This window comes from Streptomyces sp. NPDC091416, from assembly GCF_044756845.1.
In the GTDB taxonomy this organism is placed as follows: domain Bacteria; phylum Actinomycetota; class Actinomycetes; order Streptomycetales; family Streptomycetaceae; genus Streptomyces.
Genome location: NZ_JBIVTU010000002.1, coordinates 781,425 through 807,332 on the forward strand (window position 1 = coordinate 781,425; position 25,908 = coordinate 807,332).

General features: G+C 72.0%; 20 protein-coding genes and 1 tRNA gene. 2 read left to right on the forward strand and 19 right to left on the reverse strand.

Annotated features, from left to right (window positions below; all coding sequences use genetic code 11):
• Nucleotides 1–51: 51 nt before the first annotated feature.
• The 3 genes from ACIQMX_RS10385 to ACIQMX_RS10395 are packed head-to-tail and all read right to left on the reverse strand — an operon-like array spanning nucleotide 52 to nucleotide 2,157.
• Nucleotides 52–441 carry a type II toxin-antitoxin system death-on-curing family toxin gene (locus ACIQMX_RS10385; RefSeq protein WP_363068142.1) on the reverse strand — a complete coding sequence of 130 codons (390 nt, stop codon included), beginning with the start codon at nucleotides 439–441 and terminating at the stop codon, nucleotides 52–54.
• Nucleotides 438–638, reverse strand: coding sequence for a ribbon-helix-helix protein, CopG family (locus ACIQMX_RS10390; RefSeq protein ID WP_363068140.1), 201 nt, complete (start codon nucleotides 636–638; stop codon nucleotides 438–440). Before ACIQMX_RS10390 ends, ACIQMX_RS10385 begins: the two co-directional genes overlap by 4 nt.
• Nucleotides 639–678: 40 nt before the next feature.
• Nucleotides 679–2,157: an MFS transporter gene (locus ACIQMX_RS10395; protein ID WP_363068138.1), complete on the reverse strand. Its 1,479-nt coding sequence runs from the start codon at nucleotides 2,155–2,157 to the stop codon at nucleotides 679–681.
• Between the two features lie 195 nt (nucleotides 2,158–2,352).
• Here ACIQMX_RS10395 and ACIQMX_RS10400 point away from each other — a divergent pair.
• Nucleotides 2,353–2,427: transfer RNA gene (locus ACIQMX_RS10400), tRNA-Cys, on the forward strand.
• Nucleotides 2,428–2,482: 55 nt separating this feature from the next.
• Here the strand turns inward: ACIQMX_RS10400 and ACIQMX_RS10405 are convergent.
• From ACIQMX_RS10405 to ACIQMX_RS10465, 13 genes are all read right to left on the reverse strand, one after another.
• Nucleotides 2,483–3,922, reverse strand: a complete 1,440-nt coding sequence (locus ACIQMX_RS10405) for an amino acid permease (protein ID WP_402476338.1) — start codon at nucleotides 3,920–3,922, stop codon at nucleotides 2,483–2,485.
• Nucleotides 3,923–4,041: 119 nt separating this feature from the next.
• A complete protein-coding gene (locus ACIQMX_RS10410) occupies nucleotides 4,042–4,875 on the reverse strand; it encodes a M55 family metallopeptidase (protein ID WP_402476341.1) in 834 nt (277 codons plus the stop codon).
• Nucleotides 4,872–6,239, reverse strand: coding sequence for a diaminopimelate decarboxylase (locus ACIQMX_RS10415; RefSeq protein WP_363068132.1), 1,368 nt, complete (start codon nucleotides 6,237–6,239; stop codon nucleotides 4,872–4,874). Before ACIQMX_RS10415 ends, ACIQMX_RS10410 begins: the two co-directional genes overlap by 4 nt.
• A gap of 192 nt (nucleotides 6,240–6,431) precedes the next feature.
• Complete coding sequence (locus ACIQMX_RS10420; RefSeq protein WP_402476344.1) at nucleotides 6,432–8,078, reverse strand: PucR family transcriptional regulator; 1,647 nt, start codon at nucleotides 8,076–8,078, stop codon at nucleotides 6,432–6,434.
• A gap of 65 nt (nucleotides 8,079–8,143) precedes the next feature.
• Nucleotides 8,144–10,489 carry a molybdopterin cofactor-binding domain-containing protein gene (locus ACIQMX_RS10425; RefSeq protein ID WP_363068128.1) on the reverse strand — a complete coding sequence of 782 codons (2,346 nt, stop codon included), beginning with the start codon at nucleotides 10,487–10,489 and terminating at the stop codon, nucleotides 8,144–8,146.
• Nucleotides 10,486–12,111, reverse strand: coding sequence for a 2Fe-2S iron-sulfur cluster-binding protein (locus tag ACIQMX_RS10430; RefSeq protein ID WP_402476347.1), 1,626 nt, complete (start codon nucleotides 12,109–12,111; stop codon nucleotides 10,486–10,488). Before ACIQMX_RS10430 ends, ACIQMX_RS10425 begins: the two co-directional genes overlap by 4 nt.
• Entirely contained in the window at nucleotides 12,108–13,004 is an 897-nt protein-coding gene (locus ACIQMX_RS10435; RefSeq protein ID WP_363068124.1) for an FAD binding domain-containing protein, read from the reverse strand. The genes ACIQMX_RS10430 and ACIQMX_RS10435 overlap by 4 nt, the downstream gene beginning before the upstream one ends.
• Nucleotides 13,005–13,338: 334 nt before the next feature.
• Nucleotides 13,339–14,970 (reverse strand): beta-N-acetylhexosaminidase, encoded by a 1,632-nt coding sequence (locus tag ACIQMX_RS10440; RefSeq protein WP_402476350.1) that lies wholly within the window; start codon nucleotides 14,968–14,970, stop codon nucleotides 13,339–13,341.
• A gap of 4 nt (nucleotides 14,971–14,974) precedes the next feature.
• Entirely contained in the window at nucleotides 14,975–15,823 is an 849-nt protein-coding gene (locus ACIQMX_RS10445) for a carbohydrate ABC transporter permease (RefSeq protein WP_363068120.1), read from the reverse strand.
• Complete coding sequence (locus ACIQMX_RS10450) at nucleotides 15,820–16,791, reverse strand: carbohydrate ABC transporter permease (RefSeq protein WP_402476354.1); 972 nt, start codon at nucleotides 16,789–16,791, stop codon at nucleotides 15,820–15,822. The genes ACIQMX_RS10445 and ACIQMX_RS10450 overlap by 4 nt, the downstream gene beginning before the upstream one ends.
• A 2-nt stretch (nucleotides 16,792–16,793) precedes the next feature.
• Entirely contained in the window at nucleotides 16,794–18,101 is a 1,308-nt protein-coding gene (locus tag ACIQMX_RS10455) for an extracellular solute-binding protein (protein WP_402476357.1), read from the reverse strand.
• A gap of 250 nt (nucleotides 18,102–18,351) precedes the next feature.
• Nucleotides 18,352–18,645 carry a DUF3039 domain-containing protein gene (locus ACIQMX_RS10460; RefSeq protein WP_148018922.1) on the reverse strand — a complete coding sequence of 98 codons (294 nt, stop codon included), beginning with the start codon at nucleotides 18,643–18,645 and terminating at the stop codon, nucleotides 18,352–18,354.
• Nucleotides 18,646–18,674: 29 nt separating this feature from the next.
• On the reverse strand, nucleotides 18,675–19,235 hold the full coding sequence (locus ACIQMX_RS10465; protein WP_148018923.1) for a YqgE/AlgH family protein: 561 nt from the start codon (nucleotides 19,233–19,235) through the stop codon (nucleotides 18,675–18,677).
• A gap of 275 nt (nucleotides 19,236–19,510) precedes the next feature.
• Between ACIQMX_RS10465 and murA the strand changes: the two genes are divergently transcribed.
• Nucleotides 19,511–20,851 (forward strand): UDP-N-acetylglucosamine 1-carboxyvinyltransferase, encoded by a 1,341-nt coding sequence (murA, locus tag ACIQMX_RS10470; protein WP_363068114.1) that lies wholly within the window; start codon nucleotides 19,511–19,513, stop codon nucleotides 20,849–20,851.
• Nucleotides 20,852–20,981: 130 nt separating this feature from the next.
• Here murA and ACIQMX_RS10475 read toward each other — a convergent pair whose 3' ends face one another.
• From ACIQMX_RS10475 to ACIQMX_RS10485, 3 genes are all read right to left on the reverse strand, one after another.
• On the reverse strand, nucleotides 20,982–21,263 hold the full coding sequence (locus ACIQMX_RS10475; protein ID WP_003968811.1) for an HU family DNA-binding protein: 282 nt from the start codon (nucleotides 21,261–21,263) through the stop codon (nucleotides 20,982–20,984).
• A gap of 340 nt (nucleotides 21,264–21,603) precedes the next feature.
• Complete coding sequence (locus ACIQMX_RS10480; protein WP_363068112.1) at nucleotides 21,604–23,037, reverse strand: NAD-dependent malic enzyme; 1,434 nt, start codon at nucleotides 23,035–23,037, stop codon at nucleotides 21,604–21,606.
• A gap of 405 nt (nucleotides 23,038–23,442) precedes the next feature.
• On the reverse strand, nucleotides 23,443–25,824 hold the full coding sequence (locus tag ACIQMX_RS10485) for a HelD family protein (RefSeq protein WP_402476362.1): 2,382 nt from the start codon (nucleotides 25,822–25,824) through the stop codon (nucleotides 23,443–23,445).
• Between the last annotated feature and the right edge of the window lie 84 nt (nucleotides 25,825–25,908).

Consider the following 25,908-nt stretch of genomic DNA (forward strand, 5'->3'; position numbering starts at 1 on the left):
GGGTGCGATCCGCCTCGGACTGCACCGCCCCGCACGTAATTGCGACAGCTCTCACACCGCCTCGACGACCAGTTCGCGCAGCCCCTGGGAGATGGCCTTCACCTCGTCCATGTCACCCGTGGCAACGGCGATGACCAGGCGTTCCGCCGCGTCGATGTCAGGGAGGAGGTCGACGCCGTTCATCGCCAGGAAGGTCACGCACGACAGCCAGGCGGTGCGCTTGTTCCCGTCGAAGAGCGGGTGGTTGATCGCCAGGGACTGCAGGAGCGCGGCCGCCTTGTCGATGATGTCCGGGTACGCCTCCTCACCGAACATGGCCGCGGACGGCCTGTGCGCGGCCGACTCCAGGAGCCCGGCGTCGCGGAGCACGATCCGCATGTCCGGGCAGGCGTGCTCGGCGATGACGAGAGTGTCCTCGGCCGCCAGGTAGACGCAGCTCACTTGAGCCGCTCCATGAGCTCGCTCCACTTGGCCGCCTGCTCCTTCGCCGTCTGACGGACGATGGCCTGCTGAGCGGTCCGGGCCAGATAGTCGTCCACGGCCTGGAGCAGCAGGGCGTGCATGCTCGTGCCCTCCTGCTCGGCACGCCGCTTGAGGGCTTCGGTCTGGTCGTCGCGAAGACGCAGGTTCATGGCCATACCAGAACGGTACCACCGCGTGGGGCCAAACCGGTACCACCTAAGAAGTGCGCACCCGTCCGGCCACCCAGGCCCCCACCAGCGCCACCCCCGCCATCGGCAGGAACACCACCGCGAACGCCCCCGGGTGCGAGCCGGACGCGCCCGCCTCCACCGCCTCGTGCACCGCGCCCACCGCTCCCCCGCCCAGCGCCGCGAACGCCGCGCCACCCGCGGCCAGCAGCAGGACGTTGGAGAGGCCGTCGGAGATCTGCAGGGCCGCGGAGTTCGCGCCCGCCTCCTCCGGCGCGGACAGCTTCAGCAGCAGCACGCTCGTCGACGCGATCACCATGCCCATGCCGAAGCAGCCGAAGGCCCAGGCCACGGCGACCGTCCAGACCGGCACTCCGTCGATCAGCACGGCGGGCGCCGCCGCTATCGCCGCGGCGACCAGCACCATGCTGCCCACCATCAGCCGGTCGCGGTGCGGTTCCATGCGGGGCCGGGACTGCACGTAGGAGCCGAGCGCCCACGTACCGCCGCCTGCGGCGAGGGAGAGTCCGGCCATCGTCGGGGACATCCCGCGCTGGGTGACCAGCATCAGCGGGACGAACGACTCGGCGGCGATGAACGACCCGGCCGCCACCCCGCGCAGCAGCACCACCGCGGGCAGTCCGCGGGCGGCGCGGCCGGTGCCCGGGGGCAGCAGGCCGCGGATCGCCGGGACGAGCAGGGCGACCCCGGCGGCGGCCGGCAGCAGGGAGAACCAGTTCCGCTCCTGCCCGGCGTACTGGAGCAGACCGGCGCCCAGCGAGATGCCCAGCGCGAGCGCGATGCGCCGGCGGTCGTACGGCTCCACGGGCGCCGTCGGGTCCGCCGGACCCGACGCGGTCCGCCGGATCGCGGGCAGCGCGAGCGCCAGCGGGAAGACCACCAGGACCGGGATGCCGACGAAGACCCAGCGCCAGCCAAGGTGCTCGGTCACGCTTCCGGAGGCCAGCGGCCCCACCACGGACGGGATCACCCAGCTCGCGGCGAAGGCGGCCAGGATCGACGGCCGCAGGCGCTCCGGGTAGGCCCGGCTGATCACCACGTACAGCGCGACGATCACCAGCCCGCCGCCGAGCCCCTGCACGGCCCGGCCCGCGATGAACATCCACATGGTGCCCGCGGTCCCGGACAGCAGCAGCCCCGCCCCGAAGGCGCTGATCCCCGCGGCGAGCGGTGCGAGCGGCCCGCGCCGGTCGGCCCACTGGCCGGACAGCACCATGGCGAAGAGGCTGGTGGTGAAGTACGCCGAGAACGCGAACGCGTACAGCGGGATGCCGTGCAGTTCACGGGCGGCGACCGGCATCGCGGTCCCGACCGCGGTCGCCTCGAAGGCGATCAGGAAGACGACGGAGACGATGCCGATGCTGAGCGCCCGGTAGGTCCGTCCGAGGACGCCTTCCGGCGCCGTGGCGACCGCTGTCCCCGGCAGGTCGTCGGTGACTTCGGTGCGGGGCGAGACATCGGCGTCACGCGGTTCCAGGGCGGTCATGAACCCAAGAGTAAGGGGCGAAATCCGGCATGGGACCTGTCGTGTGTCGCTCCCGTTCTCGTCCGTTGGTCGTAGGACCGGAGCGCGTGGAACGGCGGCGATCGTGAACGGCGCATGGCAGTCGCGTTGCACGGCGGCACGCGCTCTTGTACGCCGTACCGGGCCGGGCCTACCGTCGGGATGTCGCCAACGCCCGACCGTGTGCCCGAGAGGCTCAGGGGCTCGACTGCAACTCGAGTTACACCGGTTCGAATCCGGTCACGGTCTCCACGGTGAACCGCCCGCCCCTCGTACGCAGGGGCGGGCGGTTCGTCGTTCCGGCAGGTCAGCGGTCGGACACCGCGTTCGGCTCCCGGTCGCCCGCGGCGGCCGGCCCGGCGGGCTCCGGGCTCCGGCCGCGCGCCTTGCGCACCGTGTACGCGACGAGGACGAAGGCCAGACTGCCGAGGCTCGTCAGCAGCTGCGTGCGCTGGTCGGCGATGACCGCCATGGCCACCAGCACCGCCGCGAAGCCGGCCATCACCGCCCAGGTGAGGTACGGGAAGAGCCACATCCGCAGGGTCAGCCGCTCGGGCGCCTCGCGCTCCAGCCGGCGCCGCATGCGCAACTGGGAAGCGCCGATCATGAGGTACATGAAGATGGCGATCGCGCCGGAGGAGTTCACCAGGTAGGTGAAGACGGTGTCCGGGGACAGATAGGCCAGCAGCACCGAGATCCAGCCGACCACGGTTCCGGCGAGGATCGCGCGGGCCGGGACCTGTCGCTTGTTCGTCGCCACCAGCCAGGTGGGGGCGTCGCCGTGGGTGGCCAGCGCCCGCAGCATCCGCGAGGAGACGTACACCGAGGAGTTGAGCACGCTCAGCACGGCCGTCAGGATCACGATGTCCATCACGACACCCGCGCCCGGCAGCCCGATGATCTTCCAGGCCGCGACGTACGGACTGGCCAGGACCTGGGCGCTGTCCCACGGCACGATGGTGACCACCAGGACGATGGAGCCGACGTAGAAGAGGATGATCCGCCAGATGATCCCGGTGGTGGCGCGGGCCACCGAACGCTCGGGTTCCTTGCTCTCGGCGGCGGCGATGGTGACGATCTCCGCTCCGCCGAACGCGAAGATGACCACGACGATCGCGGAGAAGATCGCGGTGAATCCGTTGGGCGTGAAGCCGCCGTGCGCGGTCAGGTTGGAGAAGTCGAAGGACGAGTCGGGCCAGCCGCCGAAGACGTAGAGACCGCCGACGATCAGGAAGGCCACGATCGCGGCGACCTTGACGGAGGAGAACCAGAACTCGAACTCACCGAACGATTTCACGGAGAGCAGGTTGGTCGCGGTCATCACGACCATCAGGCCCATGGCCAGCACCCAGAGCGGCAGATCGAGCCACGCGTGCAGGATCGCCGCGCCCGCGACGGCCTCCACGGCCACGATGATGACGTAGTAGTACCAGTACAGCCATCCGATGGTGAACCCCGCCCACGGCCCGATGGCGGTGCGGGCGTAGTCGGCGAAGGAGCCCGAGGACGGCTTCGCCACGACCATCTCGCCGAGCATCCGCATGGTGCACAGCACGAGCGCGCCGGCCAGGCAGTAGGACACGATCGCGGCGGGGCCCGCGGTCTTGATCACCGAGCCGCTGCCGACGAACAGTCCGGCGCCGATCGCGCCGCCGATCGCGATCATCGACATGTGGCGGTTGCGCAGGGAGCGGCTGAGCTCCGGTTGCGGGCTCTGCGGTTCTTTCTGGGGTACGGAGGAAGTCATGGCAGCTCCAGTCAGGGGCAACGTCGTACAAGGGGGCGGGGAAACCCCTCGGGCGGGTGCGGGCGCGCCGTCGGGAAGCGCCGGCGGGGGCGGGCCCGGGCCGCCGGGCCGCGGTGGTGTCAGGTCCAGTCGCCCTCGCGGCCGCCGCCGATCACCCAGCTGAGCGACCGGAAGCGGCGCAGCGCCGTCACGGCGTCGGGGGTCTGGATGCGGACGGTCCGTGGGCCGGAGAGTTCGACTCCGGACAGTGCGCTCGCGCGGTCCGCGAGGTGTGGGCTGTCCACGTCGACCTCCACCACGTGCGGTGCGGGGCGCGGGGCGGGCCGTGGCGGTGGCGCCGAGAGTGCTGCCGCGGCTTCGCGGCGGATGTCCGCCGTGGTGACGGCCGGGGTGCGGCAGACGGCCGCGTGCCGGGAGATCGCCCTCTTCACGGTGACGGTCCGGCAGCCGGGGGCGTACGTGGCGGCTTCGCGGCAGGTCACGTCGTCGCCGGTGACGAGGACGACCGGGACGCCCGCCTCGGCGGCGACCAGGGCGTTGAACCCGCCCTCGCCGACGGGCTCGCCGTCGATGCGGACGCCGAGGATGCTGTGCGAGAGGTAGGTGTGAGCCAGGACGCCCTGTTCGCCGGCGCCGGTGTGGTAGCCGACGAACGCGACGGCGTCGATGCCCTCCTCCAGTCCTTCCAGCATCCCGAGCGGCTTGTGCCGGCCGACGATCAGGACGGCGCGGGGGTCGAGGTCCTCGATGAGGACGTTGTCCATGCCGCAGTGGGCGTCATTGACGACGATCTCGTCCGCTCCGGCGTCGGCGAACCCGGCGACGGCCGCGTTGACGTCCTGGGTGAGCAGCCGGCGGAAACGTTCGTAGCGCGGTGTCCCCGTGGTGACGTCCGCCGGGGAAACGGTGCCCGTCGCCCCTTCCATGTCCGCGGATATGAGGACGCGCTTCACCCCGCCGTCTCCTGCTCCGCTCCGTCCGCGCACAGCGCCACGAGGGCGTCCGTGTGGCGGAGGCCGCTCTCCTCGACGACTTCGCGGATGCTCTGGGCCTCGCGGACCAGGGCGAGGCGGACCTGTCCGGCCCGGTCCGTGCGGTAGCCGTACACGGCGGGCCTGGGCAGGGAGTTGTACGAGAAGTGCGAGGAGAAGTAGTACGCGCCGGTGTCGTACAGCGCCACCACGTCACCGGGCTCGATCGCCGGGAGTTCGCGGGCGGTGGCGGTCAGGTCCCCGGCGAAGCAGCACGGCCCGGCGATGTCCACGACGTGGAGCGGGCCGTCCTTGGGGCGGCCCGCGGCGTCGTACACGCCGACGCGCAGGGGCCAGGCGTCCGGCATGAACACGGTGCGGGTGGCCACCTGGGCGCCGGCGTGGGTGACGGCGATCCGCCGGCCGCCGGCCGACTTGGTGTACTCGACGAGCGAGCCGATGGTGCCGCTCTTGGCCAGCAGCGAGCGGCCGAACTCGGTGACGAGGGTGTAGCGGCCGTCGAAGAGTCCGGGAGCGGCGCTGTGCAGCTCGGCGACGTAGTCGGAGTAGGTGGGGCGGTCGTCCTCGGTGTCGAAGTTGACGGGCAGGCCGCCGCCGATGTCCAGGCCGGTGATCTGTGCGTGCCCCAGCAGGCCGTTGATCCGCTCCGCGAGGTCGTAGGCGGCGCTGACGCCCTGGGCGATGAGCGGCAGCGGGCAGCCCTGGGAGCCGACGTGTGCGTGCAGGCGGTTGAGCCAGGGGCGCCGGGTGAAGGCCTCGATCACCGCGTCCACGGCGCCCGGGTCACGCAGCGCGACGCCGAACTTGGAAGTCGCGGTGGCGGTGCTCATCGCCCCGATGGCGCCGGCGCCGACCTGGGGGTTCACCCGCAGCCCGATGGGACCGGAGGGCTCGCGGCCGGCCAGCAGGCGGTCGACGCGCTCCAGTTCCTGGAAGTTGTCCAGGTTGATCGCGATGCCGTGCTCCAGCGCGAACTCCAGCTCCTCGACCGTCTTCGCGGGGCTGTCGAAGACCAGCCGGTCGGGGGTGAAGCCGGCGGCGAGGGCCTGCTCCAGCTCGCCGGGCGAGGCGACCTCGCAGCCCATGCCGGCCTCGGCGAGCAGCCGCAGGACCGGCACCAGTCCGCAGGCCTTGGCCGCGAAGGTGTGCTGGACCGTGGCCGGTCCCTCGAACGCCTCGTCCAGCGCGTCCACCGCGGCCAGCACCCCGTCGACGTCGAGGAGGCCGACCAGGGGCGCGCCGGGGCCGAGCAGGCCGTCCTCGACGGCACGGGCCAGCGCCGCCTCGCGGGCGGTCTTGCGCCGATGGGCCGAACCGGATGTCACCTGAACCAACTCCTCAGTGATGCCGTGATGGGTCACTCGTGCGCCGCGCTCGTCCAGCCGCGGGCCGTTGTGCCCAGCTTCGGTGTGCGGAGCCCGGCATGTCTTCGTCGGTCACGACCACGCCTGCCCGGCTGGTGTGTCGTATACGACAACTAAATGATCATGCACGGGAGAGCTGTCCCCGGAACCGCCTCACCCGGTACGCCCGTCCAGGCGCAGCCCCACGTCCGCCAGGAGCCGTACGGCCGGATCGGCCAGGTCGACGCCGAACAGCTCCCTGGCCCGGCGCAGCCGGTACCGCAGGGTGTTGGGGTGCACGTTGAGGCGCCGCGCGGCCGCGGCCGTGTCGCCGAAGGTGTCGAGGTACGCGGCGACCGATTCGCCGTACCGCGAGCCGTGCGCCCGGTCGTGCGCGCTCATCGCGTGCACCGGCCCCGCCATCTCGCCCCACAGCGGCTCCACCCGGTCCAGCAGCCGCAGCACCACCGCCTCGGCCGCCACCTCCGCGTACGAGGCCACCGCAGGCCCGGCCTCGCCGGCCGGCAGGCGTGCGGCCCGCTCCCTCAGCACCCGTACCACCAGCTCCGCCGCGTCGCGGGAGGCGGGCAGCTCCGCCAGATCCGGGACCGCGGGCCCGGCGCCGGCGAAGACCGCGCCGCGCGGCAGCCCGCGGGCCGTCGCCAGCAGGGTGCGGGCGGGGTCCGTCTCGCCGTCCGCGGCCGGTACCAGGACGTACAGCCGCCGGCCCGACCGCGCGGTCACACACCCGGGACGGTAGGCGGCGGCCTGCAGCGCGAGGACGTCCAGCACCCGCTGCCCGACGTCACCCGGCGCGGGCTGCGGTCCGTCGTAGGCCTCCGCCACCAGCACCGCGTACGGCCGGCCCCGCACGATCCCGATGTCGTGCGCGGCCTGCGCGCTGCCCGCCAGGAGCGCGTGCACCGCGCCCTCGCGCGCCAAGGCAGCGGCCCGGCCCCATGTGCGGTGGTGCGACAGATGCGGGACCGCGGCGCGGCCGGCCGTCCGCAGGGCGGCGACGGCGTCCTCGGCCAGCGGCTGCCCGTCCGTGGCGGCCCAGATCGAGCCGAGGACCTCGGAACCGTGCCGCACCGCGACGGCCAGCCGCTCGGCGTACCGGTCGTCGGCGGGAAGCCGCACCACGTCGTCGGTGTTCCACAGGGCCTGGAAGAAGCCGCTCTCCCGCAGCTCGGTGACCCGCCAGCGGGGCACCTCCTGGCCCAGGATGGTGAGCCTGCGCATCGGATCGGGCTCGTGGTCCATGCGTGAGTACGCCAGCACCCGGGACTGCGGGTCCTCGATCGTGATCGCGCCGCCGACGAGGTCCGCCACGGTGTTGGCCAGGCCCGACAGGTCTCCCAGCCGCAGACCGTCCACCCCGGCCGTGCCCGCGGACCGGTCCGGAGCGCTGTGCACCAACGCCGTCCGCAACCGGCCGAGCACCTCGGTCCAGCCCTGCTCCGGCCGCCGCGTCAGCAAGGCCGTACGGCCTTGCTCCGCCGCCTCCAGCAGAGCCGCCCGGGGCCCCCGGCTGCCGCGCCGCATCACGACGGCCGCCGCCCCGGCACGGTCCGCGGCGCGCAGCACGTCGACCGCCTCGGACGAGGCGACCTCCACGCCGACGGCCAGCAGGACCATGCCGGTGGCCGCCCACGTCTCCTCGTCCCGCTCCTCGCCCGGGTCGTGCAGCACCACGTCACAGACGTGCACACCGGTGCCGTGCGGTGCCACGACGACGTCGAGCGTCCCGGCGGCGATCAGCGCAAGGAGCTGCGCCAGGGTGGGACCGCTCTCGGGGCGGTCCGTCTCAAGGGGGTGCATCCACACATAGTGGCCGCACCCGGCCCGGCGCGGCCATGTCGTCCGTCACCGTGCCGGGGCCGGGATCAGGACTTGGGCGCGGCGACGGCGGCCTGCGGTCTGATCGGGAGGCGGTTGACCGGGCGGCCGGTGGCCGAGCGGACCGCCGCGGCCACCGCGGCCGGCGAGGTCACGACCGGGACCGCGGAGGCGGGCTTGGCGCCGAAGGGGGCCACCACGTCGCGTTCCTCGACGAGTCTGACGATGCGGATGTCCGGGGCGTCCAGGGCCGTGGGCAGGGCGTAGCCCGTCAGGTCGGGGTGGCGGACGAGTCCGCGGGCGCTGCGGAGGTTCTCCGTCAGAGCGGCCCCGATGCCCTGCGTGACGCCCGCCTCGATCCGGGTCGCCAGCTGGGACGGGTTGAGGACCCGGCCGACGTCCTGGGCGACCGCCATCTCCACGACCCTGATCGAGCCGAGCTCGATGTCGACGTCCACGACCGCGCGGATCGCGCAGAACGCGAGGCCGACGAAGGCGTCGCCCTGGCCGGACTCGTCGAGCGGTTCGGTGGGGTGGGGGCGGCACTGGGCGGTGGCCCAGAGTTCCTTGCCGTCCATCGCCTCCGTGACGGTGGTGGAGAGCACCCCGTCGTAGCTGGTGATCTTGCCGTCGGCGATCTGGAGCAGCTCGGTGGACATGCCGAACTTGTGGGCCAGCGGCTGGAGCAGCTGGGTGCGGACCATCTTCGCCGCGCGTTCGACCGCTCCGGCGGAGACCCAGGTGTGGCGGCCGTGCGTCGCCGGACCGGCCGGGGGCTGGTCGGTGTCGACGGACGCGACGTGCACTTCCTCGATGCCGAGCGTCTCCTGCACGACCTGACGGGCCAGCGTGGTGAAGCCCTGTCCCGTCTCGACCGCGGCGCAGATGACGGTGGCGACGCCGTCGTGGACCCGGACGGTGGCGGTGGAGACCTCGTCCGTGCCCTCGGCGCCGAGCATGTGGACCATGCCCAGTGCGTAGCCGACCCCGCGCCGCACGGCGCCGGGTTCGCCCGCGCCCTCGGGTCCGCCGGGCAGCAGCCAGTCGTCCTCCGGGGAGTCCTTGGGCAGCGAGGGCAGCGGGAAGTCCCGTACGGAACGCAGGAGTTCCGCGACCGGGGCGGGGCAGGTGACCGTCTGTCCGGTGGGCAGGATGTCGCCGGTGGACAGGACGTTGCGCATCCGCAGTTCGGCCGGTTCGATCCCGAGCTTGGCCGCGAGCTTGTCCATCTGGCCCTCGTACGCGGCACAGACCTGCATCGCGCCCTCGCCCCGGACATGGCCGGAGGGCGGGTTGTTCGTCCGGACGGCCCAGCCCTCGATGAAGGCATGCGGCACGACGTACGGGCCGCAGGCGAAGGCCACCGCGGCGGCCAGGGACTCCGACGACGCGTCCGCGTAGGCGCCCGCGTCCAGGAGGATCTGGGCCTCGACCTTGACCAGGCGGCCCTCGGCGTCCGCGTGGTGGCGGTAGCGGAGCAGCGTGGGGTGGCGGTGCGCGTGGCCGAGGAAGGACTCCTCGCGGGTGGCGGCCAGCTTGACCGGGCAGCCGGTGCGCAGGGCGAGCAGGCCGAGCGGGAGCTGGAATCCGGGGTCCTCGCGGTCGCCGGTGGCGCCGGGCACCCCGGTGACGACGACCTTCACCCGGTCCGGTTCCAGGCCGAAACAGGCGGCGGCCAGGTCCCGGTCGGTGTGCGGGTCGGTGGACGCGGTGTAGATCTCCACGCCGCCGTCGGGGCGGGGCACGGCGAGTCCGGCCTCGGCGCCGATGGGTGCCGGGTCCTGCCGGCCGATGCGGTACAGGCCCTCGACGACGATGTCGCCGGTGATCTCCGGGTCGCCGTAGCGCAGCGGGATGTGGCGGATCAGGTTGCCGTCGGGGTGCAGCGGCTCGGCGGCAAAGGCCTTCTCCGGGTCGGTGACCGGTTCCAGGACCTCGTACTCGACGGTGATCGCGGCGGCGGCCAGCCGGGCGGTGTCCGGGTGGTCGGCGGCGACGGCGGCGATCGGTTCGCCGTGGTGGCGGACCAGGTCGGACGCGAAGACGGGGCGGTCGACGACGCGGCGGCCGTAGGCGCTGTCGCCGGGGACGTCCTCGTGGGTGACGACCGCGCGCACACCGGGCATCTCGGCGGCGGCCGAGGTGTCGATGGACAGGATGCGGGCGTGCGGGTGCGGGGAGCGGAGCACGGCCGCCCAGAGCAGACCCTCGGCCCACAGATCGGCGGCGTACGGGAACGTGCCCTCGGTCTTGGCGCGGGCGTCGGCGGGCGGCAGGGAGGCGCCGAGGCCGAGCAGCGGCTGCTCGGTTCCGGGGCCGCCCGGGCCGTCCAGTGACGGGATGCTGATCGCCGTGTGGGTGGCGCCCGCCGCGGTGGCCGCGTCGTTGCTCACGCCATGCCTCCGTCCTGCAGATGGGCCTGCACACTACCCGCGCCCGGCGCCGCCTGGTGCGGGATGCGGGCCTCGTCCGCCTCGGCGGTTTCCTGCGCGGGTGCCGATGCCGCCTCGGAGGCGGCCTCCCGGCCCGCGATGACTTCGTTGACGGCGTCGAGCACGCCGCGGTAGCCGGAGCAGCGGCAGAGGTTGCCGCAGAGCGCCTGGCGGGTCTCCAGCTCGCTGGGGGCGTGGTTGCCCTCCAGCAGATCGTGGACGGTCATGGCCATGCCGGGGATGCAGAAGCCGCACTGGACGGCGCCGCATCCGGCCAGGGCGCGCTGGACGTCGGACGGCTCGCCGTCGACGGCCAGGCCCTCGACCGTACGGACCTCGCTGCCCGCCGCGGTGGCCGCGGGGACCAGGCAGGAGGCGACGAGACGGCCGTCCACCTGGACGTTGCAGGCACCGCACTCGCCCTGCGAGCAGCCGTCCTTGGCACCGGCGAGGCCGAGGCGCTCGCGCAGCACGTAGAGCAGCGACTCGCCGATCCAGGCGTCGGCGACGGGCCGGTCGGCGCCGTTCACATGCAGGACGTAGGACGTGGCGGGGTGCTCGCTGGGCAGGTCGGGCACGGGGGCGGGCGGGGCGTCCGCGACCACGTCGTCCGGGGCCGCACCCTCCAGGGCCGGGTCGTCCAGGGCCGGGTCGTCCACGCCCGTGGCGTCGGCCACCGCTTCGTCCGGAGCCGCGTCCGGGGCGGCCGCCCCGGGCTGCTCCGGGCCGGTCTGCTCAGGGCCGGTCTGCTCAGGGCCGGTCTGCCGTGCGTCCTCGGGCTCGGGCTCGGGCGTAGCGTCCGGAGCGGCCGGGGAACCGGCCTCGCTGCCGTCGGCGGCCTGGTCCGGGCCGGACTCGTCGGCCGGGTCGTCGGCCGGCGCTTCGGGGGCGGGCTCCGGCAGCGCGCCGAGGTCCGTTCCCAGCGCCGGGGTGTCCCTGGTGACGGGCTCCGGCTCCTGTGCCGCCCACGGCGCGGGCGCACCGCCCGGCAGCGTGGCCGGCGGGGTCCGGTCCGCGTACCAGCCGGCGGCCAGCGCGGAGGCCGAGAACTCGCCGGACTCCTCCGGGAGCTCGCCGTCGGCGACCGGGATCGTCCACTGTCCGGTGTGACCGGCCGCCCCGGCGGAACCGCCGGACTCGGCGAAGTCCCACTGGCCGGTGGCTGCCTGGGCGCCGGGGTACTGGTCCGGGTAGGCCCGGTCCGGGTACTCCTGAGCCGCCTGCGGGCCGGGCTGCGGGTATCCGTAAGCCGCCTGCTGCTGGTTCGGGTCCGGCCAGTGCACCGCGGCGGGCGCGGGCTCCGTGCCGGGCTCCCGGCCGTGCTGCTCCTGCTGGTCCTGTGGGTGCTCCTGGTTCGGCGTCTGGACGACCCAGCTGCCGGTGGCCGCCGGGTCGAGGCCGGGCGCGGGGGTCAGCGGAAGGATCATCGGCGGCACGTAGCCCTGGCCGGGCGCGGCCAGCGGTACGTTCGCCAGGTCCTCGGGCGGCAGATGGACGAAGGCGGTCGCCTCGGCGTCGTACTCACCGCTCTGCGGGGTCGGTTCCCAGCCGCCGTGCCGGTCGGCGTGGTCCTCGTTGCTCATGACAGTGCCCTCCCCAGCGCGCGTCGGGCCAGCGCGGCGACGGTGCGCCGCAGGTGCAGTACGGCGGGGGGCAGCGGTGGCGCCTGGCCCCCGTCGGCAGGTGGTGCCTGGTCCGGGATGCAGGCCGCGGCGACGTACTCGCCGAAGGCGGCCAGCGCGTCGGGGGCCAGGCCGCGTTCGCCGTCCCAGTCGATCAGCGAGGCGATCCAGCGTTCGGCCTCCAGCGGCCGCAGCGGCATCGGCGCGATGGCGCCGACCGCGCAGCGCACTCCGCGCCGGGCCGGGTCGAGCACGATCGCGACGGAGGCGGTGGCACGGCCGGGGCCGGTCCGTCCGGTCGCCTTGAGGAAGACCTGCGGGGCGTGCAGCAGCGGGACGCGGACGAAGCCGATCAGCTCGGCGGGCTCCAGCATCTCGCGGCCCGCCAGCAGGTGCGAGACCGGGATCTCGCGGCGTGCGCCGCCGGGGCCCGCGATGACGAGCTCGGCCTCCAGGGCGGCGAGCACCGGCAGGGCGTCGCCGGTCGGGGCGGCGGTCGCGATGTTGCCGCCGAGCGTTCCGGCGTTGCGGATCTGGGGCGGGCCGGCCGCGCGCGCGGACGCGGCGAGCGCGGGGATGAGGGCGGCGAAGTCGGGCCGTCCCATGCGTGCGTGGGTGAGACCGGCGCCCAGCAGGGCGTGGCCGTCCTGGTAGTGCCAGCCGCGGAGCTCGCTGATCCTGCCGAGGCCGACCAGCGCGGAGGGGCGCAGGAGCCCCTTGTTGACGGCCGCCATCAGGTCCGTACCGCCTGCCACGGGTACGGCCGTGGGCATGGCGCCGAGTGCCGCCACGGCCTCGTCCAGCGAGGCAGGCAGCGTGACGGACTGCGTCGCCTGCGGTGCGTGCGTGGTCAACCCAGCTGCCCCTTCCCGGTGTCCCGGCTGTCCCGCCTGTTTCGCCGTACGGTACGTGCTCAAAGCCCGGACGTGGCAACTCTGGCACATCTTCGGACCGGCTCGACGCGAGGGTCCACGAAGGGTATATCCGTCCCCGGTCAGGGGAATGGTCCCTTTTCGCACCTCTTCGGCGCAGAACGCGAATTACCCCTGTTCCACGCGCTTGTACGACTTGTCCGGTCCGGCGGGTGGCGGCTCCCCGACGGCTCCTCCGGGGAGATCACCCGCCGCGGACGGCGCCGCCACCACGGTCCCCGGGACCGTGGTGGCGGCAACCGGACCGCGTCCGGACTCACACGTTCGGGGGTGTTCCCTCGATCGGCCGTCCGAGGATCCCGGGGCGCCGCTGCCACGGCAACGGGCCGCCCGGCGGCCGGTAGTCGACGCCGAGCGCGTCAAGTCGCGCGTAGTGCGTGGACATGCGGCGCTCGAAGTCCGCGAAGTCCCGGTCGGCGGGGGCGGGCAGGGCCGACCAGGCCACCTCGGCGAACGCCGCGAGGCGGGGGAAGACCTGGTAGTCGACACGGGCCCGGTTCTGCATGACCTCGGTCCACACGTTGGCCTGGGTGCCGAGCACGTGCCGGGCCGCCTCCTCGGAGAGGGCCGGCGGTACGGGTTCGAAGCGGTAGACGTCCTCCAGCGTGCGGACGTACCCGATCGGCATCGGCTCGTCGGGGCCGCCGTGCTGACGGTGGTCCAGATACACCTGCTGCTCCGGGCACATCACCACGTCGTGCCCGGCCTCGGCGGCGGCGATGCCGCCCGCGTACCCGCGCCACGAGGAGACGGCCGCACCCTCGGCCAGACCGCCCTCCAGGATCTCGTCCCAGCCGATGAGCCGCCGGCCGCGCGCGGTGAGCCAGTTGTCGAAGTGCCGGATGAACCAGGACTGCAGCTCGTCCTCGTCGGCCAGCCCGAGTTCCTCGATGCGGGCCCGGGCGGCCGGCGACTGCTTCCACTGGTCCTTCGGGCACTCGTCGCCACCGACGTGGACGAACGGCGAGATGTCCGCGGGGAAGAGCTCCAGCAGTTCCTCGAAGACGCCCTCGAAGAAGCGCAGGGTGTGGTCGGAGGGTGCGAGCACGTTCGGATTGACGCCCCAGGTGTCCCACACGGACAGCGCGGCGGTGTCGACGACGTCGGCGTTGCCCAGCTCCGGATAGGCGCTGATGGCGGCCTGCGAGTGCCCCGGGATGTCGATCTCGGGGACGACCCTGATGTGCCGCTCGGCGGCGTACGCCACGATCTCGCGGATGTCGTCCTGGGTGTAGTAACCACCGTGCGGGGTCTCGTCCCAGAGCTCGGACGCCCGGTGGCCGTACTTCGTACGCGAACGCCACGCGCCCACCTCGGTCAGGCGCGGGTAGCGCTTGATCTCGACGCGCCAGCCCTGGTCGTCGGTGAGGTGGAAGTGGAAGACGTTCAGCTTGTGGGCGGCGAGCAGGTCGAGGTAGCGCAGGACGTCGGTCTTGGGCATGAAGTGCCGGGCCACGTCGAGCATCAGACCGCGCCAGCCGAAGCGGGGGCGGTCCTCGATGTCCGTGAAGCCGAAGGCGGCCGTTCCCCCGTCCGCCGGCGCCTTGCGGAACGCCCGCGGCCCCAGCAGCTGGCGCAGTGTCTGGGCACCCCAGAAGACCCCGGCCGGGCCACCGCCGGTGAGCGCGACGATGTTGCCGGGCAGCGTGGTCAGCCGGTACGCCTCGGGCTCCAGCGCCGGATCGGTCAGCAGCCGGATGGACCCCTCGGCATCCTCGCCGCCCGGTGCGAGCGGCAGGCCGAAGGCGGCGCCGAGCGTGGTGCGCAGCCAGCGCTCGGTGGACTCGGTGCCGGGAGCCGCCGTGATGGTGGTGGACGCGTCCAGCAGGAATCCGCAGCGCCCCTGGTCACCGGCGCGCACGGGCGCCGGGATCAGATCCGTGTTCATGACGTCAGTCCTTAACCGCTCCGCCCAGTCCCGAGACCAGGCGTCGCTGTACGAGTACGAAGAAGACCAGCACGGGAACGGTCATCACCGTCGAGGCTGCCATGATCCCGCCCCAGTCGTTCTCATCGGGTTTGAAGAAGACCAGCAGCGCCATCGGCAGCGTCGACTGCGAGGTGTCGCTGATCAGGAACGACTTCGCGAACAGGAAGTCGTTCCAGGTGGAGATGAACGAGAAGACGCTCGTCGCCACCAGTCCGGGGAGGACCAGCGGGAAGAGGATCTGCCACAGGAAGCGGGTGCGGCTCGCCCCGTCGATGTACGCGGCCTCCTCCAGCGCCTCGGGGACGGCCTTGACGAAGCCGCGCAGCATCCAGATCGCGAACGGCAGCGAGAAGGCCAGATGCGGCAGGATCAGCGAGCCGAGGGTGTTCAGCTGGCCGAAGTCCCGCATCAGGAAGAACAGCGGGATGGTCAGCGCCTCGACCGGGACCATCTGCGCGATCAGGAACATGATCAGCAGCGTGGTCCGGAAGCGGAATCTGAACCGGGTGACCGCCGTCGCCGCCAGGAAGGCCACCAGCGCGGAAGCGACGACGACCGTACCGGCGACGAGCAGGCTGTTGAGGAAGTAGCGCCCGAAGTCCTCCTGCTGGAAGACCCGGCGGAAGGAGTCCAGGGACGGGGAGAGCGTCCACGGCCTGGGGTGCGCGGACTGGACCTCGCCGGCCGGTTTGAGGGCCGAGAGCACCATCCAGTACAGCGGGAAGGCGACGACGGCGGCGATCAGCAGGGTGGCGGCCTCGGCGGCGAGCCGTCCGGGCCTGCGCACCCGCAGCACGTTCGGCAGGCTCACAGTTCCTCCCCCTGGCGGCGCATCAGGCGCAGGTAGACGAGCGTGACGGCCAGCAGGATCAGCAGCATCACGACGCCGATGGCCGAGCCGAGGCTGTACTGCGAGGACGCGAACGCCTTCTGGTACGCGTACACGTTGAGCACCAGGTTCTGGCCGGCGATGCCGCCGCCGCCCGTCATCACGTAGATCTGGGTGAAGACCTTGAAGTCCCAGATGACCGACTGGATGGTGACGACGACCAGGATCGGCCGCAGCATCGGCGCCATGACCGACCGCCAGATCCGCCACTGCGAGGCACCGTCCAGCGCGGCCGCCTCCAGCACCTCGGCGGGGATCGCCCGGATGCCCGCGTACACCGTCACCATGACGAACGGGAACGAGCACCACAGGACTTCGAGGAGCACCAGCGCGAAGGCGCTGTAGCGCCCGTACGTCCAGGAGAAGTCGCCGAGCCCCAGCACCCGGTTGACCGGTCCGAAGTCGGCGTCGAAGAGGAAGACCCAGACGGTCGAGCCGGTGATCGCGGGGGTCGCCCACGCACCGAGCGCGGCCATCATCAGCGCGAGCCGGGGCACGGCCCGGACCCGGGTCAGCAGGACGGCGAGCGCGCAGCCCGTGAGCAGGGTGGCCAGCACGCAGGCCGCGGCGAAGACCACGGTGGCCAGGAGCACCTGCCAGAACTGGCGGTCGCCGAAGAGCGCGGCGTAGTTGCCGAAGCCCTGGAAGGTGGCGGGCTCGCCGCCGCTGACCTGGGCCTGGGTGTACTCCAGGAAGGAGATCAGGCCCAGTTGGTAGATCGGGTAGACCAGCAGCCCGCCGGTCAGGACGAGTGCGGGCAGCAGGTAGAGCCAGGGGGTCCAGCCCGGCCGCCCGGCGGGTGAGGCCGGGCGGCGGCGGAGCGGGCGGGGAGGGGGACCGTCCGTGCCGGGTACGGGGGGCGCTTTGTACGCCGTGCTGTTGGCCGTCATCGTCAGCCCGCGTCGGCGAACGCCGCGTCCATCTTCTTCGCCGCGTCGTCCGAGGCCTTCGCCACGTCCTTACGGCCGCTGACGATCTCCTGGAACATCGTCGGCAGGACCAGCGAGGAGTCGATCTGTCCCCAGGCCGGGGAGGCGGGGACGAACTTGGTGCCCGCGCCCAGCGTGGTGACGAACGGTTCGACGAACGGCTCCCGCTTCGCCGCGTCGGCCCGCACGTCCGCGTACGTCGGCAGGAAGCCCATCGCGTCGAACATCTTCGCCTGGGTCTCCTTGCCGGTGAGTGCCTTCATCAGGCCGACGGCCAGGGTGCGGTGCGTACTGCTCTTCAGCACGCCGATGTTGTTCCCGCCCGCGAACGCCGGTGCGACGGACCCTTCGGCGAGCCCGGGCAGTGGGACGACGGCGTACTTGCCCTTCACCGTGCCGGCCTCGACGGCGGTGTGGCTGAAGTCGCCGCCGATGGCCATCGCGGCCTTGCCCGAGGCGAAGGCGGTGACGGTCGCGTTGCCGCCCATGCCCGCGCACTTGGCGGCCGGGCAGTTGGTGTCGCCGAAGAGCGAGGTGTAGGACTCGATGCCCTTGCGGGCCTTGTCGCTGTTGATGGCCGCCTTGACCGCGGACCCGCTCCCGTCGGCCAGTTCGCCGCCGTTGGCCCAGATGAACGGCATCGCGCCGTAGGTGTACGCGCCGCCGACCGCGAGCCCGTACAGCTCCGGCTTCTTCCGGTGGATCGTCTTCGCCGTGGAGATCAGCTCGGCCTGGGACCTGGGGGCCTTGATCCCCAGCTCGGCGAAGACGTCGGTGCGGTAGTACAGCGCCCGTACGCCGACGAAGAGCGGCGCCCCGTAGACCTTGCCGTCGACGGTCACGGACTCCTTGGCCGTGGGGTCGGTGTCCCGGGCGTCGTCCCAGGCGGCGAACTCCGCGCTCACATCGGCCAGTCCGCCGTCCTTGACGTAGCCGGCGGTGTCCGTGTTGCCGTACTCGATGAGGTCGGGGGCGCTCTTCGGGTCGTTGAACGCGGCCTTGACGCGCTGGGCGCGGGTCTCGACCGGGATGTACTCGATCTCGACCTTCGCGTCCGTGTGGCTCTTCCTGAAGCCGGCGACCGCGGCGTCGACGACCTTCTCCTTGGGCTTGTTGCCGACCTCCTGGAACAGCCAGACGCGCAGCGTGCCGGTCTTCTCGTCCTTCTTGGTGCCGGTGTCCGAGGTCTGCGGCGCACCGCAGGCGGTGACGGTCAGGCCGGCCAGCACAAGCGCCGCGGCCGGGACGGCGATTCGGGCAGAAAGCTTCATCCGGGAACCCCTACCGGTAGGCGTTGCAACATACGCAACGCGCGTTTCGTTCTGCACAACTCGCAGGAGCGTAGGTCCGGACCAGGACGCCGACAAGTGGTCTCCACCACTCTGTGACCCTCGGACGCAGCCCGTGCAACGCCGGCGGTCCCCACGGAGAAGAGCCGCGCCGCACACGAAGAGGAGCCCCCGGGGCACGCGACTGCGTGCCCCGGGGGCTCCTCCGGGCTGTTCCGTGGTGGCTCCGGGACTACTTCTTGTCCTTGCCGCCCTTGCCCTTGTCCTTGTCGCCGCCGGCGCCCATGGACTCGTAGATCTCCTTGCACATGGGGCAGACCGGGTACTTCTTGGGGTCGCGCCCCGGTACCCAGACCTTGCCGCACAGCGCTACCACGGGGGTGCCCTCCAGGGCACTCGCCATGATCTTGTCCTTCTGGACGTAATGGGCGTAGCGCTCGTGGTCGCCGTCGCCGTTCGACACCTGTGGTGTCGGCTCCACGAGGGTTCCGGTGCCTGACCCGCGCTCGGGCTCAAGAGTGCTCATAACCGCCAAGCGTACTGAAAGCCCGGGCATCAGTTCAGCGAAGGGTCGTCCGGATAGGTGGCGATCATGGCCAGTTCGCTGCGCTGACGGCGCAGGACCGCCCGCCAGAGACTTTCCGGACGGGGCGAGGAGACGTCGCCGGGTTCCGACTCGACGACGTACCAGGCGCCCTCGGACAGTTCCGCCTCCAGCTGGCCGGGTCCCCAGCCCGCGTAACCGGCGAAGATCCGCAGCGAGCCGAGGGCGGCGGCCAGCAGCTCCGGAGGCGTCTCCAGGTCCACCAGGCCGATCGCCCCGTACACCCGGCGCCATCCCAGCGGGCCCTCGTCGCCGGGGATCACCGCCACCCCGAGCGCCGAGTCCAGCGAGACCGGGCCGCCCTGGAAGACGACGTCGGGTTCTCCGGTCAGTTCCGCCCAGGACGCGAGGATGTCGCCGACGCCGACCGGCGTCGGGCGGTTCAGGACCACGCCGAGCGAGCCCTCCTCGTCGTGGTCGAGGAGCAGCACCACCGCGCGGTCGAAATTCGGGTCCGCCAGGGCGGGTGTGGCCACGAGCAGCCGCCCTGTGAGCGAGGACACCTCGGTCATGGCAGAAATGATCCCGCATCTTCGGTCCTCGCGGGGGCCAAGTAGCCCGCTCATCGCGCAGAGTGCCCGAGCGCAGCTCAGGGCGCACGGGTGCACGAGGAGCGCACGACGGGACGGGCCATCCGGACGGTAACCCTCCGCAAGATCCGGGGAGCACAGCGTGTTGTGGCGGATTCATGACGTTCGTACACCCCCCGCTCTCTTACTGAAGGAGGGTGTCTGGCCATTACCCTTTCGATTGGCCCCCTGCCCGACCACTCCGGAACGCGAGATTCATGACCGGCACAGACGATGTCCTGCTTGTCCACGGCGGAACCCCGCTGGAGGGCGAGATCCGCGTCCGAGGCGCCAAGAACCTGGTGCCGAAGGCAATGGTCGCCGCGCTGCTCGGCAGCGGGCCCAGCCGGCTGCGCAACGTGCCCGACATCCGCGATGTGCGGGTGGTGCGCGGGCTGCTGCAGCTGCACGGTGTGACGGTCCGTCCGGGTGACGAACCGGGCGAGCTGGTCCTCGACCCCACCCACGTCGAGAGTGCGAACGTCGCCGACATCGACGCCCACGCGGGCTCGTCGCGCATCCCGATCCTCTTCTGCGGTCCGCTGCTGCACCGGCTGGGCCACGCGTTCATCCCGGGTCTCGGCGGCTGCGACATCGGCGGACGGCCGATCGACTTCCACTTCGACGTGCTCCGCCAGTTCGGCGCGACGATCGAGAAGCGGGCGGACGGCCAGTACCTGGAGGCCCCGCAGCGGCTGCGCGGCACCAAGATCCGGCTGCCGTACCCGTCGGTCGGCTCCACCGAGCAGGTCCTGCTGACCGCGGTGCTCGCCGAGGGTGTCACCGAGCTGTCGAACGCGGCCGTGGAGCCGGAGATCGAGGACCTCATCTGCGTACTGCAGAAGATGGGCGCGATCATCTCCATGGACACCGACCGGACCATCCGGATCACCGGTGTCGACCGCCTCGACGGATACACCCACCGGGCGCTCCCGGACCGCCTGGAGGCCGCCTCCTGGGCGTCCGCCGCGCTGGCGACCGAGGGCAACATCTACGTCCGCGGCGCCCAGCAGCGCTCGATGATGACGTTCCTGAACACCTTCCGCCGGGTCGGCGGGGCCTTCGAGATCGACGACGAGGGCATCCGCTTCTGGCACCCTGGCGGCGCGCTGAACGCCATCGCGCTGGAGACGGACGTGCACCCCGGTTTCCAGACCGACTGGCAGCAGCCGCTGGTCGTGGCGCTGACGCAGGCCGCGGGCCTGTCGATCGTCCACGAGACGGTGTACGAGTCCCGGCTCGGCTTCACCTCGGCGCTGAACCAGATGGGCGCGCACATCCAGCTCTACCGCGAGTGCCTGGGCGGCTCCGACTGCCGCTTCGGCCAGCGCAACTTCCTGCACTCCGCGGTCGTGTCCGGGCCGACGAAGCTGCAGGGCGCGGATCTGGTCATCCCTGACCTGCGCGGCGGTTTCTCGTACCTGATCGCCGCCCTGGCGGCCCAGGGGACGTCCCGGGTGCACGGGATCGACCTGATCAACCGCGGCTACGAGAACTTCATGGAGAAGCTGGAGAAGCTCGGCGCGAAGGTGGAGCTGCCGGGCGGCTCACTGGTCTGACGCGGCTCGCTTCCCGGGGGCCCACGGTCCCCGGGAAGCGCCTGCGGGCCCGGAACGGCGTTCTGCGGCCCGTACGCCGAAGGGCGGCCACCCTGGTCGGGGTGACCGCCCTTCGTCGTGCTCAGGGGTGTTACTTGCCCTTGGCGGCTTCCTTGAGCTTCGAGCCCGCGGAGACCTTCACGCTGTAGCCGGCCGGGATGTTGATCGGGTCGCCGGTCTGCGGGTTACGAGCGGTGCGAGCGGCACGGTGGGTGCGCTCGAAGGTCAGGAAACCGGGGATGGTGACCTTCTCGTCGCCCTTGGCGACGATCTCACCGACGGTCTCGGCGAGCGCGGCCAGCACGGCGTCGGCGTCCTTGCGAGTCACCTCGGCGCGGTCGGCCAGGGCGGCCACCAGCTCACTGCGGTTCATGTTGTTACTCCCGTGTTCTTCTTGCCTGTGAGGCGTGAGATCGAAGCCGATGCTGCCAGGGCCCTCGGACAGTCCCCGGACCGGGTCCGTTTTTAGACGTTCGCGCCCCGTGGGGTCTCCCCCGGACGAAGTCCTTGGGAAAGCATCCTGCCCCCACCTGCGGCGGGAAAGCCAATCCGGCACCCTCCGGAGTCACACGAAAGGCACCACTGCCTCGTCGTGGTGACGTTCCGTCGACTCCCCAAAAGCGGTCCGCACCTGATGCGGGGTTCCGCGGGACGCGTCGCCCGCCCACCCTAAAGGGGCGTTTGGGGCGCCGCGACCCGCGACGCGCCGCACATCAGATGGACGTGGGGCCCGTCACAGCCGAGCCGGCGGCCTTCGCGGCGTCCCGGACCGCTCCCGCGACCGCTCCGGCGACCTTGTCGTTGAAGACTGACGGGATGATGTAGTTCGCGTTCACCTCGTCCTCGGCGACGACATCGGCCAGCGCGCGGGCGGCGGCGAGCATCATCTCCGTGTTGACGGTCCGGGACTGAGCGTCCAGCAGGCCGCGGAAGACGCCCGGGAAGACCAGGACGTTGTTGATCTGGTTGGGGAAGTCGGAGCGGCCGGTGGCCACGACGGCCGCCGTCCGGCGCGCGATCGCCGGGTCCACCTCGGGGTCCGGGTTCGCAAGCGCGAACACGATCGCGCCCTCGGCCATGCCCGCGACGTCGTCGCCGTCCAGGACGTTCGGGGCGGAGACGCCGATGAAGACGTCGGCGCCCACGACCGCCTGCTTGAGGGTGCCGGTGACGGACTCCGGGTTGGTGTTGTCGGCGATCCAGCGCAGCGGCGAGTCGGCGTCGGCGGAGACCAGGTCCTCGCGGCCGGCGTGCACCACACCGTGGATGTCGGCGACGACGGCGTGCTTGACGCCCGCGGCGATGAGCAGCTTCAGGATGGCCGTGCCGGCCGCTCCGGCGCCGGACATGACGACCCGTACGTCCCCGATCGCCTTGCCCACCACGCGCAGGGCGTTGGTCAGGGAGGCCAGGACGACGATGGCGGTGCCGTGCTGGTCGTCGTGGAAGACGGGGATGTCGAGCGCCTCGCGCAGCCGGGCCTCGATCTCGAAGCAGCGCGGCGCGGAGATGTCCTCCAGGTTGATGCCCGCGAAGCCGGGGGCGATCGCCTTGACGATCTCGACGATCGCGTCGGTGTCCTGGGTGTCCAGGCAGATCGGCCAGGCGTCGATGCCCGCGAAGCGCTTGAAGAGCGCCGCCTTGCCCTCCATGACGGGCAGGGCGGCCATCGGGCCGATGTTGCCGAGGCCGAGCACCGCGGAGCCGTCCGTCACGACTGCGACGGAGTTGCGCTTGATGGTGAGGCGCCGGGCGTCCTCAGGGTTCTCGGCGATCGCCATGCAGACCCGGGCCACACCGGGGGTGTAGATCATCGAGAGGTCGTCACGGTTGCGGATGGGATGCTTCGAGGCCATCTCGATCTTGCCGCCGAGGTGCATCAGGAACGTACGGTCGGAGACCTTGCCGAGGATGACACCCTCGATGTCCCGCAGACCTTCGACGATCTCGTCCGCGTGCGACGTGGAGGAAGCGGCGATCGTGACGTCGATCCGCAGCTTGTCGTGGCCGGAAGCGGTCACGTCGAGGCCGGTGACCGAACCGCCGGAGGACTCCACGGCCGTGGTGAGCTGGGAGACCGCTGTGCCGCTCGCGGGCACCTCCAGCCTGACCGTCATCGAGTACGAGACGCTGGGCGCCGTTGCCATGGCCGAGTCCTTCGCTTTCCTTAGCTTCATTGCTACGCGTGGCCGGAACTCTCGCTCCGGAACACGCCTTCCGATATTCGCACCTACCGGCGAGTAGCCGGTAATGACTGCCACTCTTCGGAAAGAGTTTTCCACCATACGAGATATGGCGGGTCCAGTGGAACCCCCGCCGGGCCCGTAAACAGAAACAGACCCGCGCCACCGGAGGGTGACGCGGGTCTGTCTTCTTCAGTTGAGCGGCACCGACCCGCCATGCTCGCCTCGCGGCAAGTGGTCGCTCGTAGCGACGAAGGTTGGGCCCGGGGGCTTGGATCGAGCCGGTGCCGACTCCAGGCTAACAAAGACCCCGGGGAAGTGATTCCCTCGGCGCAGGTTGACCGAAAAGAGGCTCCCGCGCCGGTCCCGTCAGTCCCTGAGCAGGTCCGGCACCCCGTCCTCGTCCGGCAGGTCCCGCTCCCCCGAGACGACCGTGAGCTGCTGGGTCGCCCGCGTCAGCGCCACGTACAGCACCCGCAGCCCCGCCGGGGACTCGTCCGCGATCTCCGCGGGCGAGACGACCACCGTGGCGTCGTACTCCAGGCCCTTCGCCTCCAGGCTGCCGAGCGCCACCACACGCTCGCCGAGTTCCGCGAGCCAGCCACGGGCCTGCGCCCGCCGGTTCATCGCGACGACCACACCGACCGTGCCGTCCACCTCGCCGAGCAGCCGCCGCGCCTCCTCGCGCACGGTCCCGGCCAGATCGCCGTCCTGCACGGTCCGGAAGCGCGGCTCCACGCCCGTGGAGCGGACCGCGGCCGGGGACTCCATGCCCGGCATGGCCAGCGCCAGGACCTTGGCGGCGAGCTCGGCGATCTCCGCCGGGTTGCGGTAGTTGACGGTCAGCGTGAAGTTGCGGCGCGGGCGGCTGCCCAGCGCCTCGTCACGGGCGGCCGACGCCTCGTCCGGATCGGACCAGGAGGACTGCGCCGGGTCCCCGACGATCGTCCAGGTGGCGTGCCGGCCGCGGCGGCCGACCATCCGCCACTGCATCGGCGTGAGGTCCTGCGCCTCGTCGACGATGACGTGCGCGTACTCCGTGCGCTCCGCCGCGAGCCGCTCGGCCCGCTCCCACTGGGTCTCCTCGCGCTGCGGCATCAGCTCCTCCAGACCGGTGAGCTGGTCCAGCGGATCGAACTCGCGCTTGCGCTTGGGCCGGTGCGGCGTCCCGAGCAGCGTCTGGAGCTCGTCCAGGATCGCCACGTCGTGGACCGACAGCGGCCCCCGGCCCTCCGCGTCCAGACGCTTCAGGGAGCGCGCGAGCCGGCGCACCTCGCCCTGGTTGAGGGTGCGGCGCGCCCACCGGGCGAGCCGCTTCTCGTCGGCCATGGACGCGAGTACCCCGCGCGGGGTGAGCTCGGGCCACCAGGCGTTCAGGAACTCGATGAACGGCGTCTCGGTGGAGACGTCCTCGTCGAACGACGAACGCAGTTCGGCCGCCAGCTCCTGATCGGTGTAGCGGCCCCGGCCCGACGACCTGTTCCACAGCGCGTCGAGCAGCAGCTTGCGGGCGCGCGGGCGCAGCAGGTTGACCGGTGCGGTGCCGCTGAGCACGTTGTTGCGGATGCGCCGGAGCTCGTCCTCGTGCAGTTCGACCCGGGCGCCGAAGGCGACCACCCTGAGCCGGGTGGGGGTACCGGCCTCCTGAGGGGCTTGTTCCGCCTCTCCGAAGGCCAGCTGGCCGTCCTGCGCCGGGGCAGGACGGGGCGCGGGCTGTTCCAGCGCCCCGCGGGCCGCCTTGCGCAGCACGTGGAGCATCCGGGAGGAGCCCTTGATGCGCGCCACGGCCGGTTCGTCGTAGGTGGTGGCGCCCTCGGTGCCGGCCGCCTCGTCGGAGAGCGAGCCGACCGCGCGGATCGCGACCTGGCCCTCCTCGCCGAGCGAGGGCAGCACGCCCTCGGTGTACGCGACCAGCAGCGGCGTCGGCGACACGACGAGGATGCCGCCCGCGTAGCGCCGCCGGTCCTGGTAGAGCAGGTACGCGGCCCGGTGCAGGGCGACCGCGGTCTTGCCGGTGCCGGGACCGCCGGAGACCTCGGTGACCGAGGCGGCGGGCGCCCGGATCACCAGGTCCTGCTCGGCCTGGATGGAGGAGACGATGTCCCGCATCGTGTGGCTGCGGGCCTGTCCGAGCGCCGCCATCAGGGCGCCGTCCCCGATGACGGGGAGCGTGTCGCCGCCGAGGTACGCGGTCAGCTCGGGCCGCATCAGGTCGTCCTCGACCCCGAGGACCCGGCGGCCCTTGGAGCGGATCACCCGGCGGCGTACGACCCGGCCCGGCTCCTTGGGCGTCGAGCGGTAGAACGGTGCGGCGGCCGGGGCGCGCCAGTCGATGACCAGCGGCGCGTAGTCGGAGTCGAGGACCCCGATCCGGCCGATGTGCAGCGTCTCGGCGATATCGGCGGTGCTGTCCTCCCGTACGGCGTCGTCGGCCGGTTCGACGGAGGTGAACGCGCCGTCCGGGCCGCGTTCACCGTCCTTGCCGAGCAGCAGGTCGATCCTTCCGAAGAGGAAGTCCTCGAACTCGCTGTTCAGCCGGTTGAGATGGATTCCGGCACGGAACACCTGGGCGTCGCGTTCGGCGAGCGCTCCCGGTGTACCCACCTGGCCGCGCTTGACGGCGTCACTCATGAGAAATTCCGCCTCGTGGATCTTCTCCTCGAGGCGGTGGTAAACACGGTCGAGATGTTCCTGCTCGACACCGATTTCCCGGTCCCGCAACGAATCGACAGCGGCATCCTGCGCGGCCACCGAGGCCCCCTTCTGACGTGCATTGGGCAGCCGTCAACCCTATGCGAAGGGGGGCCGTCGCGCACCTGCCGCAGGCATCGATCT